Origin of the sequence: Fervidicella metallireducens AeB, from assembly GCF_000601455.1 — a bacterium.
Taxonomy (GTDB): Bacteria; Bacillota; Clostridia; order Clostridiales; family Caloramatoraceae; genus Fervidicella; species Fervidicella metallireducens.
The window spans coordinates 26326-46363 of sequence record NZ_AZQP01000005.1 but is presented as its reverse complement, the minus strand read 5'-3'; the positions used below and the strand labels follow the sequence as shown (position 1 = coordinate 46363).

The 20038-nt window shown below is 32.7% G+C and carries 14 protein-coding genes; 8 read left to right on the top strand and 6 right to left on the bottom strand.

Translation table 11 applies throughout. The features are described from left to right. Positions 1–92: 92 nt before the first annotated feature. The 4 genes from Q428_RS02680 to Q428_RS02670 all read left to right on the top strand — a co-directional run bounded on the left by Q428_RS02680 (position 93) and on the right by Q428_RS02670 (position 11523). Positions 93–260 carry a zinc-ribbon domain-containing protein gene (locus Q428_RS02680; RefSeq protein WP_035377931.1) on the top strand — a complete coding sequence of 56 codons (168 nt, stop codon included), beginning with the start codon at positions 93–95 and terminating at the stop codon, positions 258–260. Between the two features lie 172 nt (positions 261–432). Then, positions 433–2892: a sugar phosphate nucleotidyltransferase gene (locus tag Q428_RS02675; protein WP_035377930.1), complete on the top strand. Its 2460-nt coding sequence runs from the start codon at positions 433–435 to the stop codon at positions 2890–2892. A 23-nt stretch (positions 2893–2915) separates the two neighbouring features. Beyond that, on the top strand, positions 2916–4625 hold the full coding sequence (locus Q428_RS15860; RefSeq protein ID WP_242847755.1) for a hypothetical protein: 1710 nt from the start codon (positions 2916–2918) through the stop codon (positions 4623–4625). 16 nt (positions 4626–4641) lie between these two features. Beyond that, positions 4642–11523, top strand: a complete 6882-nt coding sequence (locus Q428_RS02670) for a GH36-type glycosyl hydrolase domain-containing protein (protein ID WP_242847754.1) — start codon at positions 4642–4644, stop codon at positions 11521–11523. A gap of 59 nt (positions 11524–11582) precedes the next feature. On the opposite strand, the gene lepB is transcribed toward Q428_RS02670, so the two are convergent. After that, positions 11583–12098 carry a signal peptidase I gene (gene lepB, locus Q428_RS02665; protein ID WP_035377926.1) on the bottom strand — a complete coding sequence of 172 codons (516 nt, stop codon included), beginning with the start codon at positions 12096–12098 and terminating at the stop codon, positions 11583–11585. An 11-nt stretch (positions 12099–12109) separates the two neighbouring features. After that, the gene (locus Q428_RS02660; RefSeq protein WP_051514852.1) at positions 12110–14008 is read right to left on the bottom strand and encodes a M3 family oligoendopeptidase; all 1899 of its coding nucleotides are present in this window, start codon (positions 14006–14008) and stop codon (positions 12110–12112) included. A gap of 167 nt (positions 14009–14175) precedes the next feature. Here Q428_RS02660 and Q428_RS02655 point away from each other — a divergent pair, with 167 nt between their 5' ends. From Q428_RS02655 to Q428_RS16265, 3 genes are all read left to right on the top strand, one after another. Next, a complete protein-coding gene (locus Q428_RS02655) occupies positions 14176–14727 on the top strand; it encodes a biotin transporter BioY (RefSeq protein ID WP_035377924.1) in 552 nt (183 codons plus the stop codon). Continuing rightward, positions 14721–15125, top strand: a complete 405-nt coding sequence (locus Q428_RS02650) for a DUF1284 domain-containing protein (protein ID WP_035377922.1) — start codon at positions 14721–14723, stop codon at positions 15123–15125. The genes Q428_RS02655 and Q428_RS02650 overlap by 7 nt, the downstream gene beginning before the upstream one ends. A gap of 105 nt (positions 15126–15230) precedes the next feature. Beyond that, entirely contained in the window at positions 15231–15356 is a 126-nt protein-coding gene (locus tag Q428_RS16265) for a hypothetical protein (RefSeq protein ID WP_278244859.1), read from the top strand. 72 nt (positions 15357–15428) lie between these two features. On the opposite strand, the gene Q428_RS02645 is transcribed toward Q428_RS16265, so the two are convergent. Further along, positions 15429–16058 (bottom strand): HutD/Ves family protein, encoded by a 630-nt coding sequence (locus Q428_RS02645; RefSeq protein ID WP_035377920.1) that lies wholly within the window; start codon positions 16056–16058, stop codon positions 15429–15431. Between the two features lie 444 nt (positions 16059–16502). Here Q428_RS02645 and Q428_RS02640 point away from each other — a divergent pair, with 444 nt between their 5' ends. Next, positions 16503–17549 carry a branched-chain amino acid aminotransferase gene (locus Q428_RS02640; protein WP_278244858.1) on the top strand — a complete coding sequence of 349 codons (1047 nt, stop codon included), beginning with the start codon at positions 16503–16505 and terminating at the stop codon, positions 17547–17549. Positions 17550–17604: 55 nt separating this feature from the next. Here Q428_RS02640 and Q428_RS15855 read toward each other — a convergent pair whose 3' ends face one another. The 3 genes from Q428_RS15855 to Q428_RS02630 all read right to left on the bottom strand — a co-directional run bounded on the left by Q428_RS15855 (position 17605) and on the right by Q428_RS02630 (position 20030). After that, entirely contained in the window at positions 17605–18090 is a 486-nt protein-coding gene (locus Q428_RS15855) for an MATE family efflux transporter (RefSeq protein WP_242847753.1), read from the bottom strand. Next, positions 18072–18977 carry an MATE family efflux transporter gene (locus Q428_RS02635; RefSeq protein WP_242847752.1) on the bottom strand — a complete coding sequence of 302 codons (906 nt, stop codon included), beginning with the start codon at positions 18975–18977 and terminating at the stop codon, positions 18072–18074. Before Q428_RS02635 ends, Q428_RS15855 begins: the two co-directional genes overlap by 19 nt. Before the next feature lie 105 nt (positions 18978–19082). Further along, positions 19083–20030 (bottom strand): 1,4-dihydroxy-2-naphthoate polyprenyltransferase, encoded by a 948-nt coding sequence (locus tag Q428_RS02630; protein ID WP_035377917.1) that lies wholly within the window; start codon positions 20028–20030, stop codon positions 19083–19085. Positions 20031–20038: the final 8 nt, after the last annotated feature.

Below are 20038 nucleotides of genomic sequence, written 5' to 3'. Positions count from 1 at the left end.
TAAGAGATTTAACACTATAAGGTCTTATCCTCCCTATCTTTGGGATGTGAGTCTATGAGTCGTTAAATCCCAAATTTAGGAGGTAATTTAAAATGGCAGACAAAACATTAGTATGCACAGATTGTGGAAAGGAATTCATATTCACTGAAGGCGAGCAAGCTTTCTACGCTGAAAAAGGTTTCGAAAACGAACCAAAGAGATGTCCAGAATGCAGAAGAGCTAAAAAAGCTCAAAGAAACAACAGAAACTTCGACAGATAATTTAAGGAGCCTATGGCTCCTTTTTTATTTCATTTCACTTATATATTCATAGGCTTATCCATAATCACAAATCACACTTCTTCTTTATTTTCTAAATTTATCCAAGTATAAAATACTGCCCTCATAAAGAAAATAAGTTTGTAACTTAAATTTTGGTGCAAGAGGTGAATTTATGAAGGCAGTAATCATGGCAGGTGGTGAAGGTACTAGACTTAGACCTTTAACAAGCGATATTCCTAAACCTATGGTACCAATACTTAATAAACCAGTTATGGAACATATAATAAACCTTCTTAAAAAACATAACATAGTAGATATAGCCGCTACCCTTTACTATCTTCCCTCATCAATAAAAGATTATTTCGATGACGGTAGAGAATTGGGTGTTAACATATCCTATTACGTAGAAGAAGTGCCCTTAGGCACTGGCGGCAGCGTTCTCAACGCAGAAAATTTTTTAGATGACACCTTCATTGTTATAAGCGGAGATGCTTTAACAGATATCAATATAACTGAAGCTTTAAAATTTCACAAAGAAAAAGGTTCAAAGGCAACCTTAATATTAAAAAAAGAAAATATTCCTCTTGAATATGGAATTGTAATTACAGATGAAAATGGAAAAATAATCAGATTTCTTGAAAAACCCAGTTGGGGTGAGGTTTTCAGCGATACCGTTAATACAGGCATTTATATACTTGAACCAGATGTTTTAAATTATTATAAAAAAGGACAAAACTTTGACTTCAGTAAAGACCTTTTCCCTAAATTGTTAAAGGATTCAGTTCCTATGTTTGGATACATAACTGAAGATTACTGGTGTGATATTGGAGATATTAATTCATATAAACAAACCCAATTCGATGTCTTAGACGGAAAAGTTCGTTTAGAAATTGCTGGAACTGAAATTTCAAAGGGGATATGGGTTGAAGATGGTTGTATTGTTTCAGAGGATGTAAAAATTACTCCTCCTGTTTACATAGGCAAAGATTGTATTATAAACAGCAATTCAACTATTGATTCTTACTGCATAATCGGAAACAACACTACAATTGATTCAAAATCAACATTAAAGCGAAGTGTTATCTGGTGTAACACATATATAGGTAAAAACTCACAGCTAAGGGGAACTATTTTATGCAATAAAGTTAAAATAAAAAATAACGTAAATATCTTTGAAGACACTGTTATTGGAGCAGAATGCACACTTCAGGATGGCTGCACTATTAAGCCAAATATTAAAATCTGGCCTAACAAAACAATTAAAGAGGATACTATTATTAATAAAAATCTTGTTTGGGGTACAAAGGCAAGACGTACTTTGTTTGGCAACAGAGACATCAGCGGAGATGTGAATATTGATATAACTCCTGAATTTGCATCTTTATTGGGCTCTGCTTTTGCATCGGCTATCAACAAGGACTCTCCAGTGATTATAAGCTGCGACTCCACTCCAGCTTCCAAAATAATAAAACAATCATTAATAGCTGGTGTTTTATCTACCGGTGCCAGAGCTATTGATATAGAAAATATAATTTTACCCATAAACAGATTTGCAGTCAGGTTTTATCGTGGTTCAGGAGGTGTTCATATCAGCACCTTCAATTGTGATCCAAATAAAGTACATATTGAGTTTACAAACAATATGGGAGGTAACATCCAACGAAGTGTAGAGAAAAAAATAGAAAATTTATTTTTAAGGGAAGATTTTCAACGCTGTAACTCAGATATGATAAATGAAGTCATTAATGTTGATAATTTCACTTCCCTGTATATACAAACAAGTGCCAACAGCATCAAATCCCTTAGTAAAATCAGAAGTAAAAATTATAATATTTTAGTTTCTTCTGAAAACGAAAAAACAACTATGCTGACTTTGACATTCCTTAATTTTTTAGGTTGTAAAGCAGATGGGGATTACAGTATTAAAAATTTTAATTCCATGGAGAAATTCATAGATGCAATGGGCAAAAAAATAAAAAGGGGTAACTACAACTTTGGTGTTGTCCTAAGCGAAAACGGTGAAAATTTAACCCTTATTGATGAAAATGGAATACCTGTAAGGGGCGAAAAATATACCGTACTTGCCAGTTTAATCGCACTAAAATCAGGAACAAATAAAAAACTTGTTGTTCCTTATACAACAACCAGGGTTATTGAAAATATTGCAATGCAATATAAGGCTGAAGTTATAAGAACAAAGTCTTCACCCAGCGAAATAATGAACACAATGTTAAACCTTGCAGAGGATGAAGACTCCCTTATTCAATATATTTTAAGTTACGATGGAATACTGGCAGTTGGTAAAATACTTGAGTATTTGACTTTAAACTCCATTTCTTTAGGTGATCTGCTTAAAGAAATACCAGAATTCTACGTTAAACATGATGAAGTCCTTTGTGATTTTAAGGACAGAGGCAGGGTGATAAGGAGGCTTATTGAAGAACACAGCAACAGGGATATTGAGCTTTTTGAAGGAATTAAGATTAATACTCAGAAGGGCTGGACCTTGATTCTTCCAGATAATGAACGGCCTATTTTTAACATTTTCTCTGAAGGCTTCAATGAAGAATATGCTGAGGAGCTTTGTTTGTCAATAAGCGATAAAATCTGTAAGATTGTTAACAACGATTAGTCTTAGGAAAGGTGATAAATATTATGCAGCTTTATATAGTAATCCTTTTGGGGTTAATCATTATACTTTTTTTATTGAAAGGCTTTAACCTTAAACCACATAACATTGAAATTAACGACGTTTTATTAAGTTATGAGGAACTACTCAAACACGCTAAAGAAACCGCAAAATCACACAGAATTTGTAAGAATAAAAATGGTTATAACTATCTCTTTGATAGATTGGATGAAAACTTTGACTATATAACAGATGTATATAAAAAATTAAATGCATACTCAAAGGGGCAGTTACCTCTCTGCCCTGCTTCTGAGTGGCTTTTAGACAATTATTATATAATTGAAGAACAATACAAGAGACTTAAACAGAATAAAGAAAAAAAATTCTTTAAAAACCTTAATGTATTAAAAGATGGTTATCTAAAAGACTATCCAAGAATTTTTGCTATTGCTCTTGAACTTGCAGTACATACAGACGGAAAAATTGATGAAGATCTATTGATAAACTTTGTCAGAGCATACCAGTCAATAAATACTTTATCTATGGCAGAGCTTTGGGCTCTTTCTCCTGCCATTAAAATTGCTCTATTTGAAAAAATAAGATATACCTGCGAAAAAATATATAACACTCAGCTTCAATGGAAAAAGGCAGAAAAAATTAAATATACCGATGAGGACAGTGTTTTAAATGTAATAAATCAAACTATTACTTCATCAAACATACTTCTACCCTCATTTATTGAACGTGTTGTGAATATAGCAAAATATCGGGGTATCAATCTGAACCCTATAATGGATTATTTAGAAGAATATCTGTTAAAGTTTGATACTTGCCTTGAAGATATAATAAAGCATGAACATCAGGAACAAGCATCTATGCAAATAGCTATGGGCAATAGTATCACATCCCTTAGAGTTAATGCCTCTATTGACTGGGAAGAAGTTTTTGAGTCACTGTCCATTGTTGAAGGAATATTAGAACAAGATCCCTCAAATATATACTCCCAGCAGGACTTCGAAACAAGAGACTATTACAGACATAGAGTTGAAAAAATTGCAAAGCTTTTAAATATTTCAGAATCATCTGTTGCAAGGGCTGCTGTTGAATGTTCAGAGAAAGGTTTACCTGACTGTACTGCTTCGTACCATGTCGGGTATTATTTATCAGGTAAAGGTATAAATATCCTTCTAAATAAATTAGGTGCTAAGAAACTTTTTCTTAGAGATAAATACGATACACCTTATATTTATATCTTACCCTTTGCTGCAATGACAATTGTCTTTTCTTCACTGGTTTCTTATGCCAGTTTTTTATATACCCGTAACTATACAATAAGCTTAGTTATTTTTATTCTCTCAATAACACCATTAAGTGATGTTGCACTGTCTCTGACCAATTGGATTGTAACCCATACAGTTAAACCTGATTTTATCCCTAAACTTGAAATGAAATACGGAATTCCAGAGAATAAGACAACAATGGTAATTGTTCCCACTATACTTCCTGATGTTTCAAGGGTAAAGGAATTAATTTCTCAATTGGAAGTTACTTATCTTGCAAATAAAGAAAACAACATCTATTTTGCTTTAGTTGGAGATTTTAAGGATTACAAAGAAGAAACATCACCTAATGATCAACAGATTGTTGATACTGCCCTTTACGAAATATCTAAATTAAACAAAAAATACTCCAGGAATATATTCTTTTTTCTTTTGCAGAAAAAGAATATTCAATAAAAATGAAAATAAATGGATGGCCTGGGAAAGAAAAAGAGGTGCAATAGTAGAATTAAATAACCTTATCAAAGGTGATACAAAAACAACCTTTAGTTTTATATCCAGCGACATAACACCTTTAAAAAAGGTTAAATATATTATAACCCTTGATGCTGACACAATAATGCCTATAGGAACTGCCAGAAAACTTATAGGAACAATTTCACATCCTCTTAATGAAGCTATTGTAGATAAAGATAAAGGTATAGTAACTGGTGGATATGGTCTTATCCAACCCCGTATAGCAATTAATATAGAGAGCAGTAACAAAACATTGTTCTCAAGAATATTTGCCGGCTGTGGTGGTGTGGACCCATATTCTACAGCAGTTTCAGATGTCTACCAGGATTTATTTGGTGAAGGTATATTTACTGGTAAAGGTATATATAATGTTGATGTTTTCAGGGAAGTATTAAACACCTCAATACCTGAAAATACGATTTTAAGTCATGATCTCCTGGAAGGCAGTTATTTACGAGTTGGTCTGGCAACAGATATTCAATTATATGATGGTTATCCGGAGAAATACAGTTCATATATTCTTAGACTACATAGATGGGTCAGAGGTGACTGGCAGCTTATAAGATGGCTTTTCCCATATGTAAAAAACAGATTTGGCAAAAAACACAAGAATCCTCTTACCCCATTATCTAAGTGGAAAATATTTGATAATTTAAGAAGGAGTTTGGTTTCTACAAATATTCTTCTCCTAGTTTCTTTTTCCTTATTAACTATTACTAATTTACCTTTATGGTTAATGGTGGTATTTATTTCTCCTATCTTATTTCATTTGTTACTAGATGTTTTTGATTTTATTATTTTAAAATATTATAAAGCACCACGGCAAAGACTCAATGGAAATTTAATATATGGATTTAAGGCAGCAATTTTTCAAGGATTATTGAATTTAATAATGCTTCCATACCATTCCTACATGATGGTTAATGCAATTTTAAAAACACTTTACAGAGTTTTTATCTCTAAAAATAACCTTCTGGAATGGGTAACAGCTGCTGAAGTTGAAAAAAATTTAAAGAATGACTTTAAAGGTTTTATCAGAAGGATGTATTCTTCTGTTATATTCTCTTTAATATTATTATTTGGAGTTTTAATTCTGAAACCAGAAAACACAATTTATACACTTTTCTTTACTGGACTTTGGGTTGTTTCTCCATATGTAGCCTTTTATATAAGTAAACCTTCTGATAAGATGTGTTTTAATCTTACAAAGGATGAATTAAAGTATATAAGGGAGATTTCTCTGAAAACCTGGTACTTCTATGAAGAATTTTCTGGAGAAGATAATAATTTTCTGCCAGTTGATAATTATCAGGAAACTCCAGTATCCAGGGTTGCTCATAGAACCTCTCCTACCAATATAGGTTTTTTGCTGCTATCAATACTTTCAGCAAGGGATTTAGGCTATATTTCCTTAACTTCAACTATAAAAAAACTAAACAACACAATAACTACCATTGAAAAGATGGAAAAATGGAACGGACATCTGTATAACTGGTATGATACAAAATCCCTTGAAGTTTTACATCCTAGATATGTATCAACAGTTGACAGTGGAAACCTAGTTGGATATTATATAACACTTGTTGAAGGAATTGAAGATATTCTCAAAGCTCCTATCTTTAATACTAATATATTAATGGGTATTATTGATACCATTGAACATTCTAATGACTATAATAAGGATTTACTTAAGGAGCTTAAAAATTCATTCCCTGAACAAAACTATACTCCAAAATTTTACTTTGAGATATTTGAAAAAATAAAAGGGATGTTAAATGAAGACGTCAATCCTGATATAAAGCTCAAAAATTATATTGATGAACTGCTTCTTGAACTTAACAATATTTATCCAAGCATATTGTATAAGATGGATACAATAAATTTCATCAATAACCATGATGAGTTCAATCAGCTGGGTACCATTTTAGGAGCAGTAAGCTCAAATTCATCACCAAAAGATTTGTCCAAGATTTATGAAACTATACTTTCAAATTTAGACTTAATGCTGAATGAATGTAAAGATTCAGCTAACAAAGAATTCTTGCTAATGTTAAAACCTGAAATTATAAGGGTTTCAGATAATTTAAATTCTCTTATTGACACAGCTGAATCCGTAAAAGAAAGAGTTCAAAAACTTTGTGATGAAACCTTGTTCAAACCACTGTATGATGAAAAACGTGGTCTATTCTCAATTGGATATAACGTTGATGAAAACAAACTTACTGAATCCTACTATGATTTATTAGCCTCAGAAGCAAGGCTTACCAGCTATATAGCAGCAGTCAGAGGAGAGGTACCTGTTGACCATTGGTTCAGGCTTGGCAGATCTTTAACACTTATAGATGGATTTAGAGCCCTAGTTTCCTGGACTGGTACTATGTTTGAATACTTAATGCCTGCTTTGATTATGAAAAACTATGATAATACCCTGCTGGATGAAACATATGAAACGGCTATTAAATCACAAATTAAATATGGTAAATTACGTCATCTTCCATGGGGGACTTCAGAATCAGGTTATTACACATTTGATTTACATTTAAATTACCAATATAAGGCATTTGGAGTTCCTGAACTTGGATTAAAAAGGGGATTAATAAGGGATATGGTTATATCACCATATTCAACTCTTTTAGCCCTTCCATTTGCCCCAAATAAGGCATTAGAAAATATTAAAAGACTGATTTCCCTTAATCTTGAAGGAAAATATGGTTTATATGAAGCTGCTGACTTTACTCCTGAAAGATTAAGTATGGGTAATGATTTTGAAGTAGTTAAAAGTTACATGGCACACCATCAGGGTATGATTATGCTTTCAATCAATAATTTTATCAACAATAACATAATGATAAAAAGGTTTCACAGCAGTCCATTAGTAAGATGCGGTGAATTTATGCTCCATGAAAAAACACCTTTAAGAGTTATAATCACAAAGGAGTACAAAGAAACAGTAGAACCATTCAGGAAACATGAATATGAGGATATCATTGTAGTTCGTAATATATCCTCCCTTGATAACCCACTCCCTGTATGCCACCTGCTATCAAATGGCAGCTACTCAATACTTTTGACAAACGGTGGCTCTGGCTATTGTAAAAATGGTGATATACAGGTTACACGTTGGAGAGAGGACAGTGTATCAAGAAAATATGGAAGTTACTTCTTTATCAGAGAGCTAAATTCAAACAAAGTATGGTCATCCACCTTTGAACCTATTAATAAAAACCCTGACCAGTATAATGTTAAGTTCTCCCAGGATAAAGCCGAATATCACAGAACTGATGAAAATATTGAGACTCATCAAGAGATTTGTGTATCTCCTGAAGACAACTGTGAAATTAGAAAAATTACTATTAAAAACAATGCTGAAAAAGAAATTATTATTGAATGCACAAGCTATATTGAAACGGTTCTTTCCCCTCAGATGGCCGACATTGCTCACCCTGCCTTTAACAACCTGTTTATACGAACTGAGTATATTAAGGATGTGTCAGGTATAATTTCCTCTAGAAGGCCGAGGGAGGAACATAAGGAAACCCTTTGGGCATATCACAGTCTGACAGTAAAAGGAAACATATATGGAGATTATGAGTTTGAAACAAACAGAAATAAATTTATTGGTCGAGGAAGAGATATATCTAACCCCTTGGCATTAAATCATCCACTTTCAGGTACCATTGGTCCTGTACTGGACCCTATTATGAGTCTGAGAGGAAAAATTAAGATTGAACCCGGTAAATCAGCTGTTTTCTCATTTACTACTGGAACAGCTAAAAGTAAAGAGGAAGCAAAGGATTTAATGAGTAAATATCATGACTTTTCAAATATTGAAAGAGCCTTTGAATTGGCATATATGAGAAGTCAGATGGAATTAAAATATCTTAACCTCTCACCTGGTGAGATAGAAACTTATGATAACATGATTTCCCACATTCTCTTCCTGAGCCCAATTAGGAAAAAATTTAGCCAGTATATTGCCAAAAATAAAAAAGGTCAGTCTGGACTTTGGGCATATGGTATCTCTGGTGATGTACCAATAGTTTTAGTAACCATAAAAAAGACTGAAGACATAGATGTTATTAAAGACATGCTGCGTGCACATGACTACTGGAGCAGTAAAGGACTTAAGGTAGATCTGGTTATTCTTAACGAGGATGAAAGCAGCTACCTTCAGCCACTTGAACATCTACTTCGAGAAGTTGTTTTATCCACCCATGCAAGAAATATACTGGATAGGCAGGGAGGTATATTCATTAGAAATGCGCACAACATGCCTGAAGAAGATGTTGTTCTGCTATATTCTGTCTCAAGGTTAATTATCAAAGCAGAGCTTGGTCAGGTTAAAAAACAAATAGAACTTCACGATTTACTAAAGCCTCATAGCTTAGCTGTATTTAGTGAATCTGTTAAAAACTATTCAACTAGTGATGAACCACTGAATTTATTGTATTTCAACGGTTATGGAGGTTTTGACGAGAAAAATAACGAATATGTTATAAGATTAAAAGATAATATAAATACACCTGCACCATGGATAAACGTTGTATCAAACGAAAATTGTGGTTTCATAGTAACTGAATCCGGCTCTGGCTATACCTGGTGTGAAAACAGCCGTGAAAACAAGCTTACACCTTGGTCAAATGATCCGGTATCAGACACACCTTCTGAAATAATTTATATCAGAGACGATGATACCGGAGAAGTCTTTACTATTACTCCTCTTCCTATCAGGGAAAAGGAAAGTTATACTATACGCCACGGCTTTGGTTATTCACTTTTTAACCACAATAGTCATGGTATAAAACAGAATCTGACTGTCTTTGTACCGAGAAATGATAATATAAAAATTTCTATGGTAAAACTGGAAAATGACCTGAATGAAAAAAGAAAACTCTCAATTTTTTACTACATAAGACCTGTTCTTGGTGTAAGTGAACAAATTACACAACAGCATTTGATTAGTGAATTTAATGATGAAAGGGATTGTATTTTAATTAAAAACCCATATAATGCTGATTTCCCTGAACGTATGGTCTTTGTAGATTCGTCACTGAATAAGCTAAGTTATACCTGTGACAGATTGGAATTTTTAGGTCAATATGGACATTTAGATAATCCACAAGCTTTGAAGTTTGAGAAACTGTCAAATACCACTGGTGCTGGTTTTGATACCTGCTGCGTTCTTCAAAATTCAATTACTTTAGAAGCTGGTAGTAGTATTGAATTTGTATATCTTTTTGGTCAAATAAAAGATATAGATAATCTTAAATATCTGTTGACCAATTATAAGAATATCAACACCTGTAAAAACGCACTTAATGAAATAAAGGATTTCTGGAGAAATTTACTAAGTGTTGTTAATGTTGAAACACCTGACACTACAATGAATTTGATGCTTAATTCGTGGCTTCTATATCAAACCCTTATATGCAGAATCTGGGCAAGGTCAGCCTTTTATCAATCAGGAGGTGCTTATGGGTATAGGGATCAGCTTCAGGATGTGATGAGCCTTATGTACTCAATGCCATCAATTGCACGAAACCAAATCCTGCTCCATTGTGCCCATCAGTTTGTTGAAGGTGATGTTCAACATTGGTGGCACCCTGGTGCAGGTGATAAGGGTATTCGTACAAGATTTTCAGATGATTTAGTATGGCTGCCCTACGTAACTTCAGAATATGTTAAAGTTACTGGTGACTTTGAGGTATTAAGGGAAATTGTAAATTATCTTGAGGATGAACCCTTAAGAGAAGGTGAGGACGAAAGATACGGAATACCTAGAATATCAGAGGAAAAATCTTCTGTATATGAACACTGCATAAGGGCTATTGAAAGGTCATTGAAGTTTGGAGAACATGGAATCCCTCTTATGGGTTCTGGAGACTGGAATGACGGAATGAGTACTGTTGGCAATAAAGGAAAAGGTGAAAGTGTATGGCTTGGCTGGTTTATATATACTACCCTGAACAACTTTATACCAATATGCAGGGAATTTAAGGATTTTGAGAGGGTTGATAAATACCTTAAGCTCTCAAAGCAGATAATAGAATCTATTGAGAAAAATGCCTGGGATGGCGAATGGTATAGAAGGGCTTATTTTGATGACGGAACTCCCCTTGGTTCATCCATAAATAAAGAGTGCAAAATCGACTCCCTTGCACAATCATGGGCAGCTATATCTGATGGGGCTGATAAAGAAAGGGTTTTAAAAGCAATGAGTTCCGTAGAAAATTATTTGATAAAAGAAGAAGCCGGCTTAATCCTACTCTTCACACCTCCATTTGATGAAGGAGATTTAAGACCTGGATATATACGAGGCTATGTACCTGGAGTAAGGGAAAACGGAGGTCAATATACTCATGCATCAACCTGGGTAATATATGCCTTTGCAAAATTGGGATACGGTGATAAAGCTCATCAATATTTCAATTTAATTAACCCTATAAATCATTCTATCACTCAGATGGATTGTTCAAAGTATAAAGTTGAACCCTATGTTGTTGCAGCTGATGTATATTCCATAGAACCACATACCGGAAGAGGCGGCTGGACTTGGTATACTGGCTCCTCTGGGTGGATGTACAGGGTTGGTCTTGAACAAATTCTGGGTTTCAAAAAAGAAGGAAACAAGTTGATAATAGATCCATGTATCCCAAAGGAGTGGAGGGAATTTAAAATTTATTATCGATTTGGAGAAAGCAGATATAACATAACAGTTGTTAATCCTTATGCTGTCAACAGGGGTGTTAAAGCAATACTCGTTGATAACAAAGAATCGAATTTTATTGAATTGAAAGATGACAAAAATGAGCATCAGGTTGTTGTGACACTTGGTTGAAAATCGAGAGGGCTGTGCACTGATTTATTTGTGCACAGCCCTTTTTAAATGATTCTTATTTATTTCAGCTTTCCTACTCTGTTAAATGGATATATTATAAAGGATGCTTTGCCCATAATTTTATCCTTCGGAATATAAGGGTTTTCCCAGTATCTTGCATCATTTGAAGATGCCCTGTTATCCCCTAAAAAAAGATAATGATTTTCAGGCACTTCAAAGGATGCCTCCTTTCCCTCGTTATAAATTACATAGGGTTCATTTAACTTTTCTCCATTTACAAATAGCTCACCTTTATTATTTATAACTATCTTATCCTTTGGCAGCCCAATTAATCTTTTAACTAGTTTTAAATTGAGCTCATCTGATTTAAAAACAATTATATCCCCTCTTTTAAGTTTACTGAAATCATGAATCCGTGTAGCTATTATTCTGTCCCCTGGCATAATAGCCGGTTTCATTGATTCCGTTGGAACATAGATTTTGAAAAACAAATAATTTGTTATAACAAAATATAAAACTAATGCAATCAGAATTGGAATTATCCAATCATAGAAAAATTTCTTAAATGTCCCCATGTCATCCTCCTTTATTTATCGCCCTGGATTAATTTTTCAAACTCTAACTCCAGCTTATCGAATTTTCTAAGCACTTCTATCAATGGCTCAGTTGTATGCATGTTTACCCCAGCTTTTTCAAGTAGCTTTAAGGGACTATCTGATGAACCACTGCTTAAAAATTCAATATATTTTTCCCTATCCTTTGTATTGTTCTTTAAAATTTTATCTGCAAATGCAGAACCTGCTGAAAATCCTGTAGCATATTTGTAAACATAAAAATTCTGATAAAAATGCTGAACATCTGCCCAGCCAAGTCTATCCACCTCAAGTTTATCTTCTATCTCAAAATCTTTGCCATAATATTTTTTCATAACTTCAGCCCAGGTTTTTTTCAAAAATTCTGCATCAAGGGTTTTATTAGTTAAACCTGCTTCATGGATTTTTTCCTCAAACTCAGCATACATTATCTGGGTGTATATTGTATTTTCAATTAACCTTAAGTAATTGTAAAGTACCCTTTTCTTTTCCTCCTTTGACCTTGCATTTTTAAGAAGATATTCATATAAAAGAACTTCATTTGTTGTTGATGCTATTTCTGCGTTGTATGTACTTATCTGTGATTTTATATATGGCTGAGTTTTGTTCGTATAATAGCTGTTTATAGCATGGCCTAATTCATGGGCTATTGTTGATACACTATCCATATTACCATAGTAATTTAGTAATATATATGGATGGGTATCATAGCTTCCCCAGGTATAATCACCCTGATATTTATTTCTTGTTGGAGCAACATCTATCCACCTGTGTTCAAATGCCCATTTTAAATCCCTTATATATTCTTCACCAAGTGGCTTTAGTGCATTAATCACTATATCCTGTGCATCTTTATAATCGATATATTCATCATTTTCCTCTATCAAAGGCATATAAAGATCATATACCCTTACCTTATCATCGATTTTCAGTAACTTTTTTCTTAGTGATATCCATCTATGTAAAGGTGCTAAGTTTTCATTGGTTGCTTTAATTACATTTCTATATTCTTCTACAGTAACTCCATCAGCTTCAAGTGCCATTTCCAATGGATTTTTAAAATTCCTTGCCTTTGCATTAAATATATTCATCTTTACCTCAGCTGCAAGAGCTGATGCTAAAATGTTTTCTCCTGTTTTAACTTTGCTATATGCTTGTATTAAGGCTTCCTTTCTCTTTTTTCTATCATTGCTAAATATACTGGTATTTTCTGCTTTATTATTGTTTTCAAATTCTGTCATGTACTGAAAGGATTCATAAAAATTAACCGGTATGTCATCTAACTCATCTGCCAATGCTAGAATTTTTTCTTCAGCTTTAGTTGGTATGTTATTTTTTCTTTCTAGAAGCCATTTAAAATAATTTTTGTAGTCACTAAGTTCTGGTTCCGAAGAATACCTCATCAATGTGTTCTTATCAATTTTTAAAATTTCCGGTTCTAGAAATGATGTTGCTTCTGAGGCTTCAGTTAAAAGCCCTTCTATCCTGTCCTCCATATCAAAATACTTTTTATTAAGTGTATCCTCATTTTTACGCATACCCGCATATACATTCAGCTTTTCTCCTAGTCTTAATATTTTTTCATTTAAAAGAATAGCTCTTTTAAAATTAGCAGAAGATGTTGATAACTTTCCCTCATATGTCCTTATTTCTTCAATCATAGCTTTCAACTTTTGAAAATCATTTTCCCAAAGATTATCCGAAAGGTATATATCTTCTAGTTTCCATTTGTAACTCTCATCAATTTCATCCCTTGCAGGCCCCTCATATTTTTCACTTTGAAATGTAGTGTTTGCTCTGCTATTTAACAAAAACAAGCCAACACACAAAACAATAAGAAAAACAGAAAGAAAGGCTAGTTTCGTTCTTTTCTTTTTAATGTTAAAGTACATATTTCTGTCCCCCAATAATACTAATTACTTTTTTATTATATCACTATTAACTAAAATAAGAAAATAATGGTTTTATTTTTTTAATTATTGACTTTAATTTTTTCAAATTGTATACTTTTAATTGTTAACCTATTATTTTATTTAAGTTAACAATAGGAGGTTTAATTATGGAAACAAGATTTTCACTTAAAGAAATTACTTTAATTGGGGTTTTTGCTGCCTTAACCTGTATTTTAGCTCAAATATCAATTCCTATACCATTTAGTCCTGTACCTATCACTTTACAGGTCTTTGCCGTCTGTATTTCAGCTGTTATTTTGGGAAAGAAACTTGGCACTATGTCGCAAGTTATCTACATATTGCTTGGTGTTGTTGGTACACCAGTATTTGCTGGTTTTTCGGGAGGACTAGATAAAATATTAGGTCCTACCGGTGGATTCATACTTAGCTTTCCTGTAATGGCATTCATTATAGGTAGCTTCGTTGAAAGAAAACAATCATTTTTGAATACTTTTATTGCCTTGATTATATCCCTGTTTGTATGCTATTTAATTGGTACGCTGCAGCTGTCCTTTATAATGAAACTAAGCATAGAAAAAGCCTTATCTTTAGCAGTTATTCCATTTATTCCACTTGATTTATTAAAAATTATTGCTGCTGCTTTACTTGGTTTAAAGATAAGGTCAAAATTGCTAAAGGAAAATTTATTATCATGCTAGTTCTAAGACCACACCATATACTTTGTATTCAGGGATATCGTGGAAAGGGCTATAATGAAGAGTTTGTATCTAACATGAATGAAATTGTATATCTCTTAAAAAACAATCCAAGTACCAGAATAAAGCTTATTACCAAAACAGACTCTATCTGTAAGTACTGTCCCAGCAACATTGGTGAAGGATTATGTAAATTTCAAAACAAAGTAGCTGATTTAGATGAAAAGACTTTACTTAATCTTAGCCTTAAAAAAGAACATGAATATATTTACTCTGATATTTTAAGCTACATTAAAGAAAATTTAACTTTAGAAAAATTTGAAAGTATTTGCAAAGAATGCGAATGGTATAAGTTTGGTTATTGTTTAGATGGTTTGTTTAAATTTAATGAAATACTCTAGCTGAGCACTGACTATTTAGTGCTCAGCCTTTTTTGTAACATTTTTCATCAATTATCTATATTATATATCAGAAATCCCCTTATATTTACAAGGGAGGTGAATATAATGATAGATGCATTACTATTATTACTTCTATTCTCTAATGGATCATTCTTAGGATGTAATTCATGTGGTAGAACAAACTGCTGTAACTGCAACAGGTGTTGCCATAAAAGAAGATGTTGTAGATAATAACTGAAAATGCTTAAAGAGGCTGAGAGAGTATTTTCCCTCAGCCCCTTTTCTTTTAATACTATAAATTATTTATTCATATCCAATAACAACCTTAACTATATCACACTGGTTTTTACCAACAGAATTAAATTTTAAACAGGGTGAAACATCCCCTTTACACCCGGTTATTTCTATCAGATCACCTTCGTTAAAATTAAATTCTTTTCCTCCTTGAATACTAACTTCTGAACTTCCAAAGCTGCAATATAATGCTATAGTAAACCTCTGAAATTCATCTTTAAAAGGATTTTCAAGAAATACAATTTTCTCTGTGGACTCATCTCCAACAGAAAAAACCTTAAGATTACCCTCACATTCCTCTGTCATCATCAAGTTAAAATCAGTTACTTTCCCAAAACTTCTTGTTGTCCAATCACCATTAAAGCTGTCCTGTTGAAATTTTTTCAGATTTACACAGTGATGTCCTTCATGAGCTAATGTCAAATTACCATCTAAAACCATTAATATCCTTTTAATACCAGGTAAGAATGTAAATAAAGACTCCTCAACATCTACTTTAGCAGAACTTATCCTCCATTTAAAATTTCTGTCACTATATTCAGCATCTTTTGGGTAAATTAAAAGCTGAGTTGTTGTTCCCCCAGACCAAAAACTTGTTTTGTGTTCTTCTTTTTTTATCAGCCTTATATCACAGGTCATTTTCATTCCCCCCTATCATTCTATATATAAATTATATCCCCTAATTATAAAAAGTTAATATAAAAATTAATTTTATTGTTTTAATTGTGAATATTTTAACATTTGCAATCTTAGATTTTCTATGTTTATTTTCTTTTCTAGTTTTGGCAAAAAAATTTCGAATTTTATTATAAATTGGAGAAAAAATATTATTAAGGGGCTAATTACTGCTCTTGAATTTTATTGATTTTAAAACACATTAATCCTAAATTGTAAAATTTTTAATGGAAATATTGCACACTTTCAAAATATTTTGCAAATAATTATTCAATAATGGCTTACTTTTTTGTTTTTTATGATATAATATTATTGAACAGTATATCACTGTTTAATAATAATACATATTAATTACAATATCTAAAAGCAGGCTCAAGTTTCAATGTAATTTTCGAAAAATTTGTAATCTTGTCGCAAAGGAGTGGTACAATGAATAAAACTGTAAATATTGACTGGAGTAAACTTGGATTTGGTTATGTAAAAACTGATTACCGCTATATCTCTATGTGGAAAGATGGAAAATGGGATGATGGAAAGCTTGTTGAGGATAATACATTAACAATAAGCGAGGCTTCTACTGCCCTTCATTATGGTCAACAATGTTTTGAAGGTTTAAAGGCTTACCGTACAAAGGATGGAAAGATACAACTTTTCAGACCAGACGAAAATGCTAAAAGACTAAATAGCAGCTGCAGAAGACTGTTGATGCCTGAAATGCCTGTAGAAAAATTCATAGATGCATGTATTCAAGTAGTTAAAGCTAATGAACACTTTGTTCCTCCATATGGAACTGGAGCTACCCTCTATTTAAGACCATTTGTTATTGGTGTTGGTGATAACCTTGGTGTTAAGCCAGCTCCAGAATATATTTTCTGTGTATTCTGCTGTCCAGTTGGACCATATTTCAAAGGTGGTATGACACCTGTTAACTTTACAATTGCTGATATGGACAGAGCGGCTCCACATGGAACAGGAGCAGCAAAGGTTGGAGGAAACTATGCAGCAAGCTTACTACCTCATGAGCATGCTGTAAAGAGAGGATTTGCAGACTGTATCTACCTTGACCCTGCAACTCATACTAAGATTGAAGAAGTTGGAGCAGCTAACTTCTTCGGAATTACAAAGGATAATAAATTCGTAACACCTAAATCACCTTCAATACTTCCAAGTATTACTAAGTATTCATTAATGCACGTTGCTAAGGAATACCTTGGAATGGAAGTTGAAGAAAGAGATTGTTACATTGACAACATCGACGAATTTAAAGAAGCCGGAGCATGTGGAACTGCTGCTGTTATAACTCCTATCGGAGGTATTGAATATAAAGGAAAACTTCATGTTTTCTACAGTGAAAAAGAAGTTGGACCTGTTACTAAAAAGCTTTATGATACACTTTATGGAATACAATTTGGAGATGTTAAGGCTCCAGAGGGTTGGATTGTTGAAGTTAAGTAATTAAAAAAACTCATATGAGTAAGAAAATTTACTCATATGAGTTTTTAATTTTTGATTATACCCTGGTTACTTCCCATTTACCCTTATTATATGAATATAAAATCACCAGCATTTCTGCTAAATCAGCAGCGACAAATGTAAACCAAATCCATATAACAGGCAGCCTTAATAGGTTAACTATTACATACATTAAAGGAATCTGCACTCCCCATCTTCCCACAACACTTGAAATAAGATATGGCTTGTTATAACCGGAACCTGAGAACACACTTCCATAACCCATTGTGATTGCTGCAAAAATAAGGCTTATATTAACAATTCTAATCATGGGAACCCCTGTTTCAATAACTGAAGCTTCCTTTACAAATATAGCCATAATTGTGTTTGGTACAATGAATGCTATAATTGAAGCTATTGCCATAATTACAACTCCGTAAAAGGAGGCGTAAAATGCTGTTTTTTTTGCTCTGTTTATATTATCACAGCCTAAACATTGCCCAACTATTGTGCTGCTTGCCATACTTAATCCAAGCAGGGGCATAAAGCAAAGCCAAACAATCTACTCCCAATTCCATTGGCAGCAACTACATCAGTTCCATAAAATGTTATAAACTTCAAGGTGAATATTCCAACAAGATTTCTTAAAAGCACTTCAACACCACTTGGTAATCCGATTGTTATAAGTTTCTTATCTATTTCTAGATTAAGTCTAAAAAGTCTTTTAGGATTAATTTTAACTTTTGTCTTATTAGATAAAATAAATCCTGCTCCAACTATTAAAGTAACAGTTATTGAAAATACTGTTGCAAGTGCTGCCCCAAAAACACCTAGTCCAAATCCCGGAATAGATGTTCCAGGTATTATATCAAACATCAGAATCGGATCAAGTACTATGTTTAATATAGAAGATATTATCATAATCACCATTGGTTTACTGGCATCACCAACACACCTGAAGGCTGTATTAACAGTATAAGTAGAAAACATTACAGGTAAAAAGAAGATACGTATATATCCATAATCTAAAGCAGCCTTTGCCACCTCCGCATCTTTTGTAAAGAATCCCATTAAAGGATTTAGGATAATTGTAAATATAACCCCTGCTATAACAGCTACAAGAGCTTTAAATGTAAAGGTTTGTTCAATACAGAGACTTGTTCTCTCTTCATCACCCTTACCATAACTTTGTGATATTAATGAAATGGAGCTTGTTCCTATTATTTCATTTAAAACATTAACAACCCAGAACATTGTTGAAAATATTGTAACCCCAGCAACAGCCTTTGCTGATATATTCCCAATCCACATCATATCAACCAAATCATACAGCATTTGAATTAAATAACCAAACATTGTAGGAGCTGCCATTGAAAATAAGTTCTTTGTAATACTTCCCTCCACTAAATTTTTTGAAACCCTATCCCCCATAATAATACCCCCTAATTTAAGTTGTAGTCCCAAGCATATTATAATTTTATACCATAATAATACAATTTTTCAATTCTTCATAAAAAAACCTCCAGAATCTTAGTTCTAGAGGGTAAATGCAATGGCACTTCCAATTGCTATAATTTGGGTGACATTTACAATTATCATGTTTTTTACAGATAGTGCAAAGGTATCCTTTTTGGTTTGTATTTTAAAAAACTGTTTTATATTCCCCTTTACCAAAATAATTGTCAATAGTGTAATAATAGAAACAACTGGGACAACCCTTAGTAAAATTAATATAACTAAATCTATATAAATTAAATAATATAAAGCTTTAAAAATTTTCAATGCGTTTTCTTTACCTACATAAATTGGAAGTGTATATCTCTTATTCTCCTTGTCATCTTCTATGTCACATATGTTGTTAGCAAGCATTACATTGGCGATACAGTTAATAGTTGGAACTGAATATAAAAAAATATATATTATTTCTTTCAAATTCATATTTAATGTCAGTATCCCATTGATATATTCTAAATTCATAAGCCCCTCACCTGCATTAATGTAAACAGCAAGAAACACAATTACAAAGCCCATGAAAATTCCTGAAAAAACTTCTCCAAGGGGCATTCTTGAAATAGGTAGCGGACCATAAGTATAGAATATTCCTACTGCAAATGAGATAACACCAAGTATTAAAACTAAAATATTAGTATTTAAGTATAATAAAAATCCAAATGTCACAGCACACAATAAAAGTAAAGAAATAGTAATTATAACAGCTGATTCCTTTAAACTGTATTTTACAATGGCATTATGTAATTCATAATTATACCCATGCTTTTTCACTGCTCTTTTATAATCGAAATAATTATTTATGGCAGTAGTCGCCATGTCGAAAGTAATCAGTGAAATAAACATTAATATAAAGTTATTTAAATTAAAACTTTTAAACCTGTAAACAGAATAAATAACACCAAGTGAAAATGGTATTACACTTGCTAATTTTGTTTGTATTTCAACTAATTTAAAAAAACTGTTTATTCTCAAATTAAGTC

Excerpts from the sequence above, each read along its gene's own strand:
- Q428_RS02680 (WP_035377931.1), top strand. The coding sequence starts at position 93 with ATGGCAGACAAAACATTAGTATGCACAGATTGTGGAAAGGAATTCATA.
- Q428_RS02660 (WP_051514852.1), bottom strand. The coding sequence starts at position 14,008 with ATGTACTTTAACATTAAAAAGAAAAGAACGAAACTAGCCTTTCTTTCT.
- Q428_RS02650 (WP_035377922.1), top strand. The coding sequence starts at position 14,721 with ATGCTAGTTCTAAGACCACACCATATACTTTGTATTCAGGGATATCGT.
- lepB (WP_035377926.1), bottom strand. The coding sequence starts at position 12,098 with ATGGGGACATTTAAGAAATTTTTCTATGATTGGATAATTCCAATTCTG.
- Q428_RS16265 (WP_278244859.1), top strand. The coding sequence starts at position 15,231 with ATGATAGATGCATTACTATTATTACTTCTATTCTCTAATGGATCATTC.
- Q428_RS15855 (WP_242847753.1), bottom strand. The coding sequence starts at position 18,090 with ATGCCCCTGCTTGGATTAAGTATGGCAAGCAGCACAATAGTTGGGCAA.
- Q428_RS02645 (WP_035377920.1), bottom strand. The coding sequence starts at position 16,058 with ATGACCTGTGATATAAGGCTGATAAAAAAAGAAGAACACAAAACAAGT.
- Q428_RS02655 (WP_035377924.1), top strand. The coding sequence starts at position 14,176 with ATGGAAACAAGATTTTCACTTAAAGAAATTACTTTAATTGGGGTTTTT.
- Q428_RS15860 (WP_242847755.1), top strand. The coding sequence starts at position 2,916 with ATGCAGCTTTATATAGTAATCCTTTTGGGGTTAATCATTATACTTTTT.
- Q428_RS02670 (WP_242847754.1), top strand. The coding sequence starts at position 4,642 with ATGGCCTGGGAAAGAAAAAGAGGTGCAATAGTAGAATTAAATAACCTT.
- Q428_RS02635 (WP_242847752.1), bottom strand. The coding sequence starts at position 18,977 with ATGGGGGATAGGGTTTCAAAAAATTTAGTGGAGGGAAGTATTACAAAG.
- Q428_RS02675 (WP_035377930.1), top strand. The coding sequence starts at position 433 with ATGAAGGCAGTAATCATGGCAGGTGGTGAAGGTACTAGACTTAGACCT.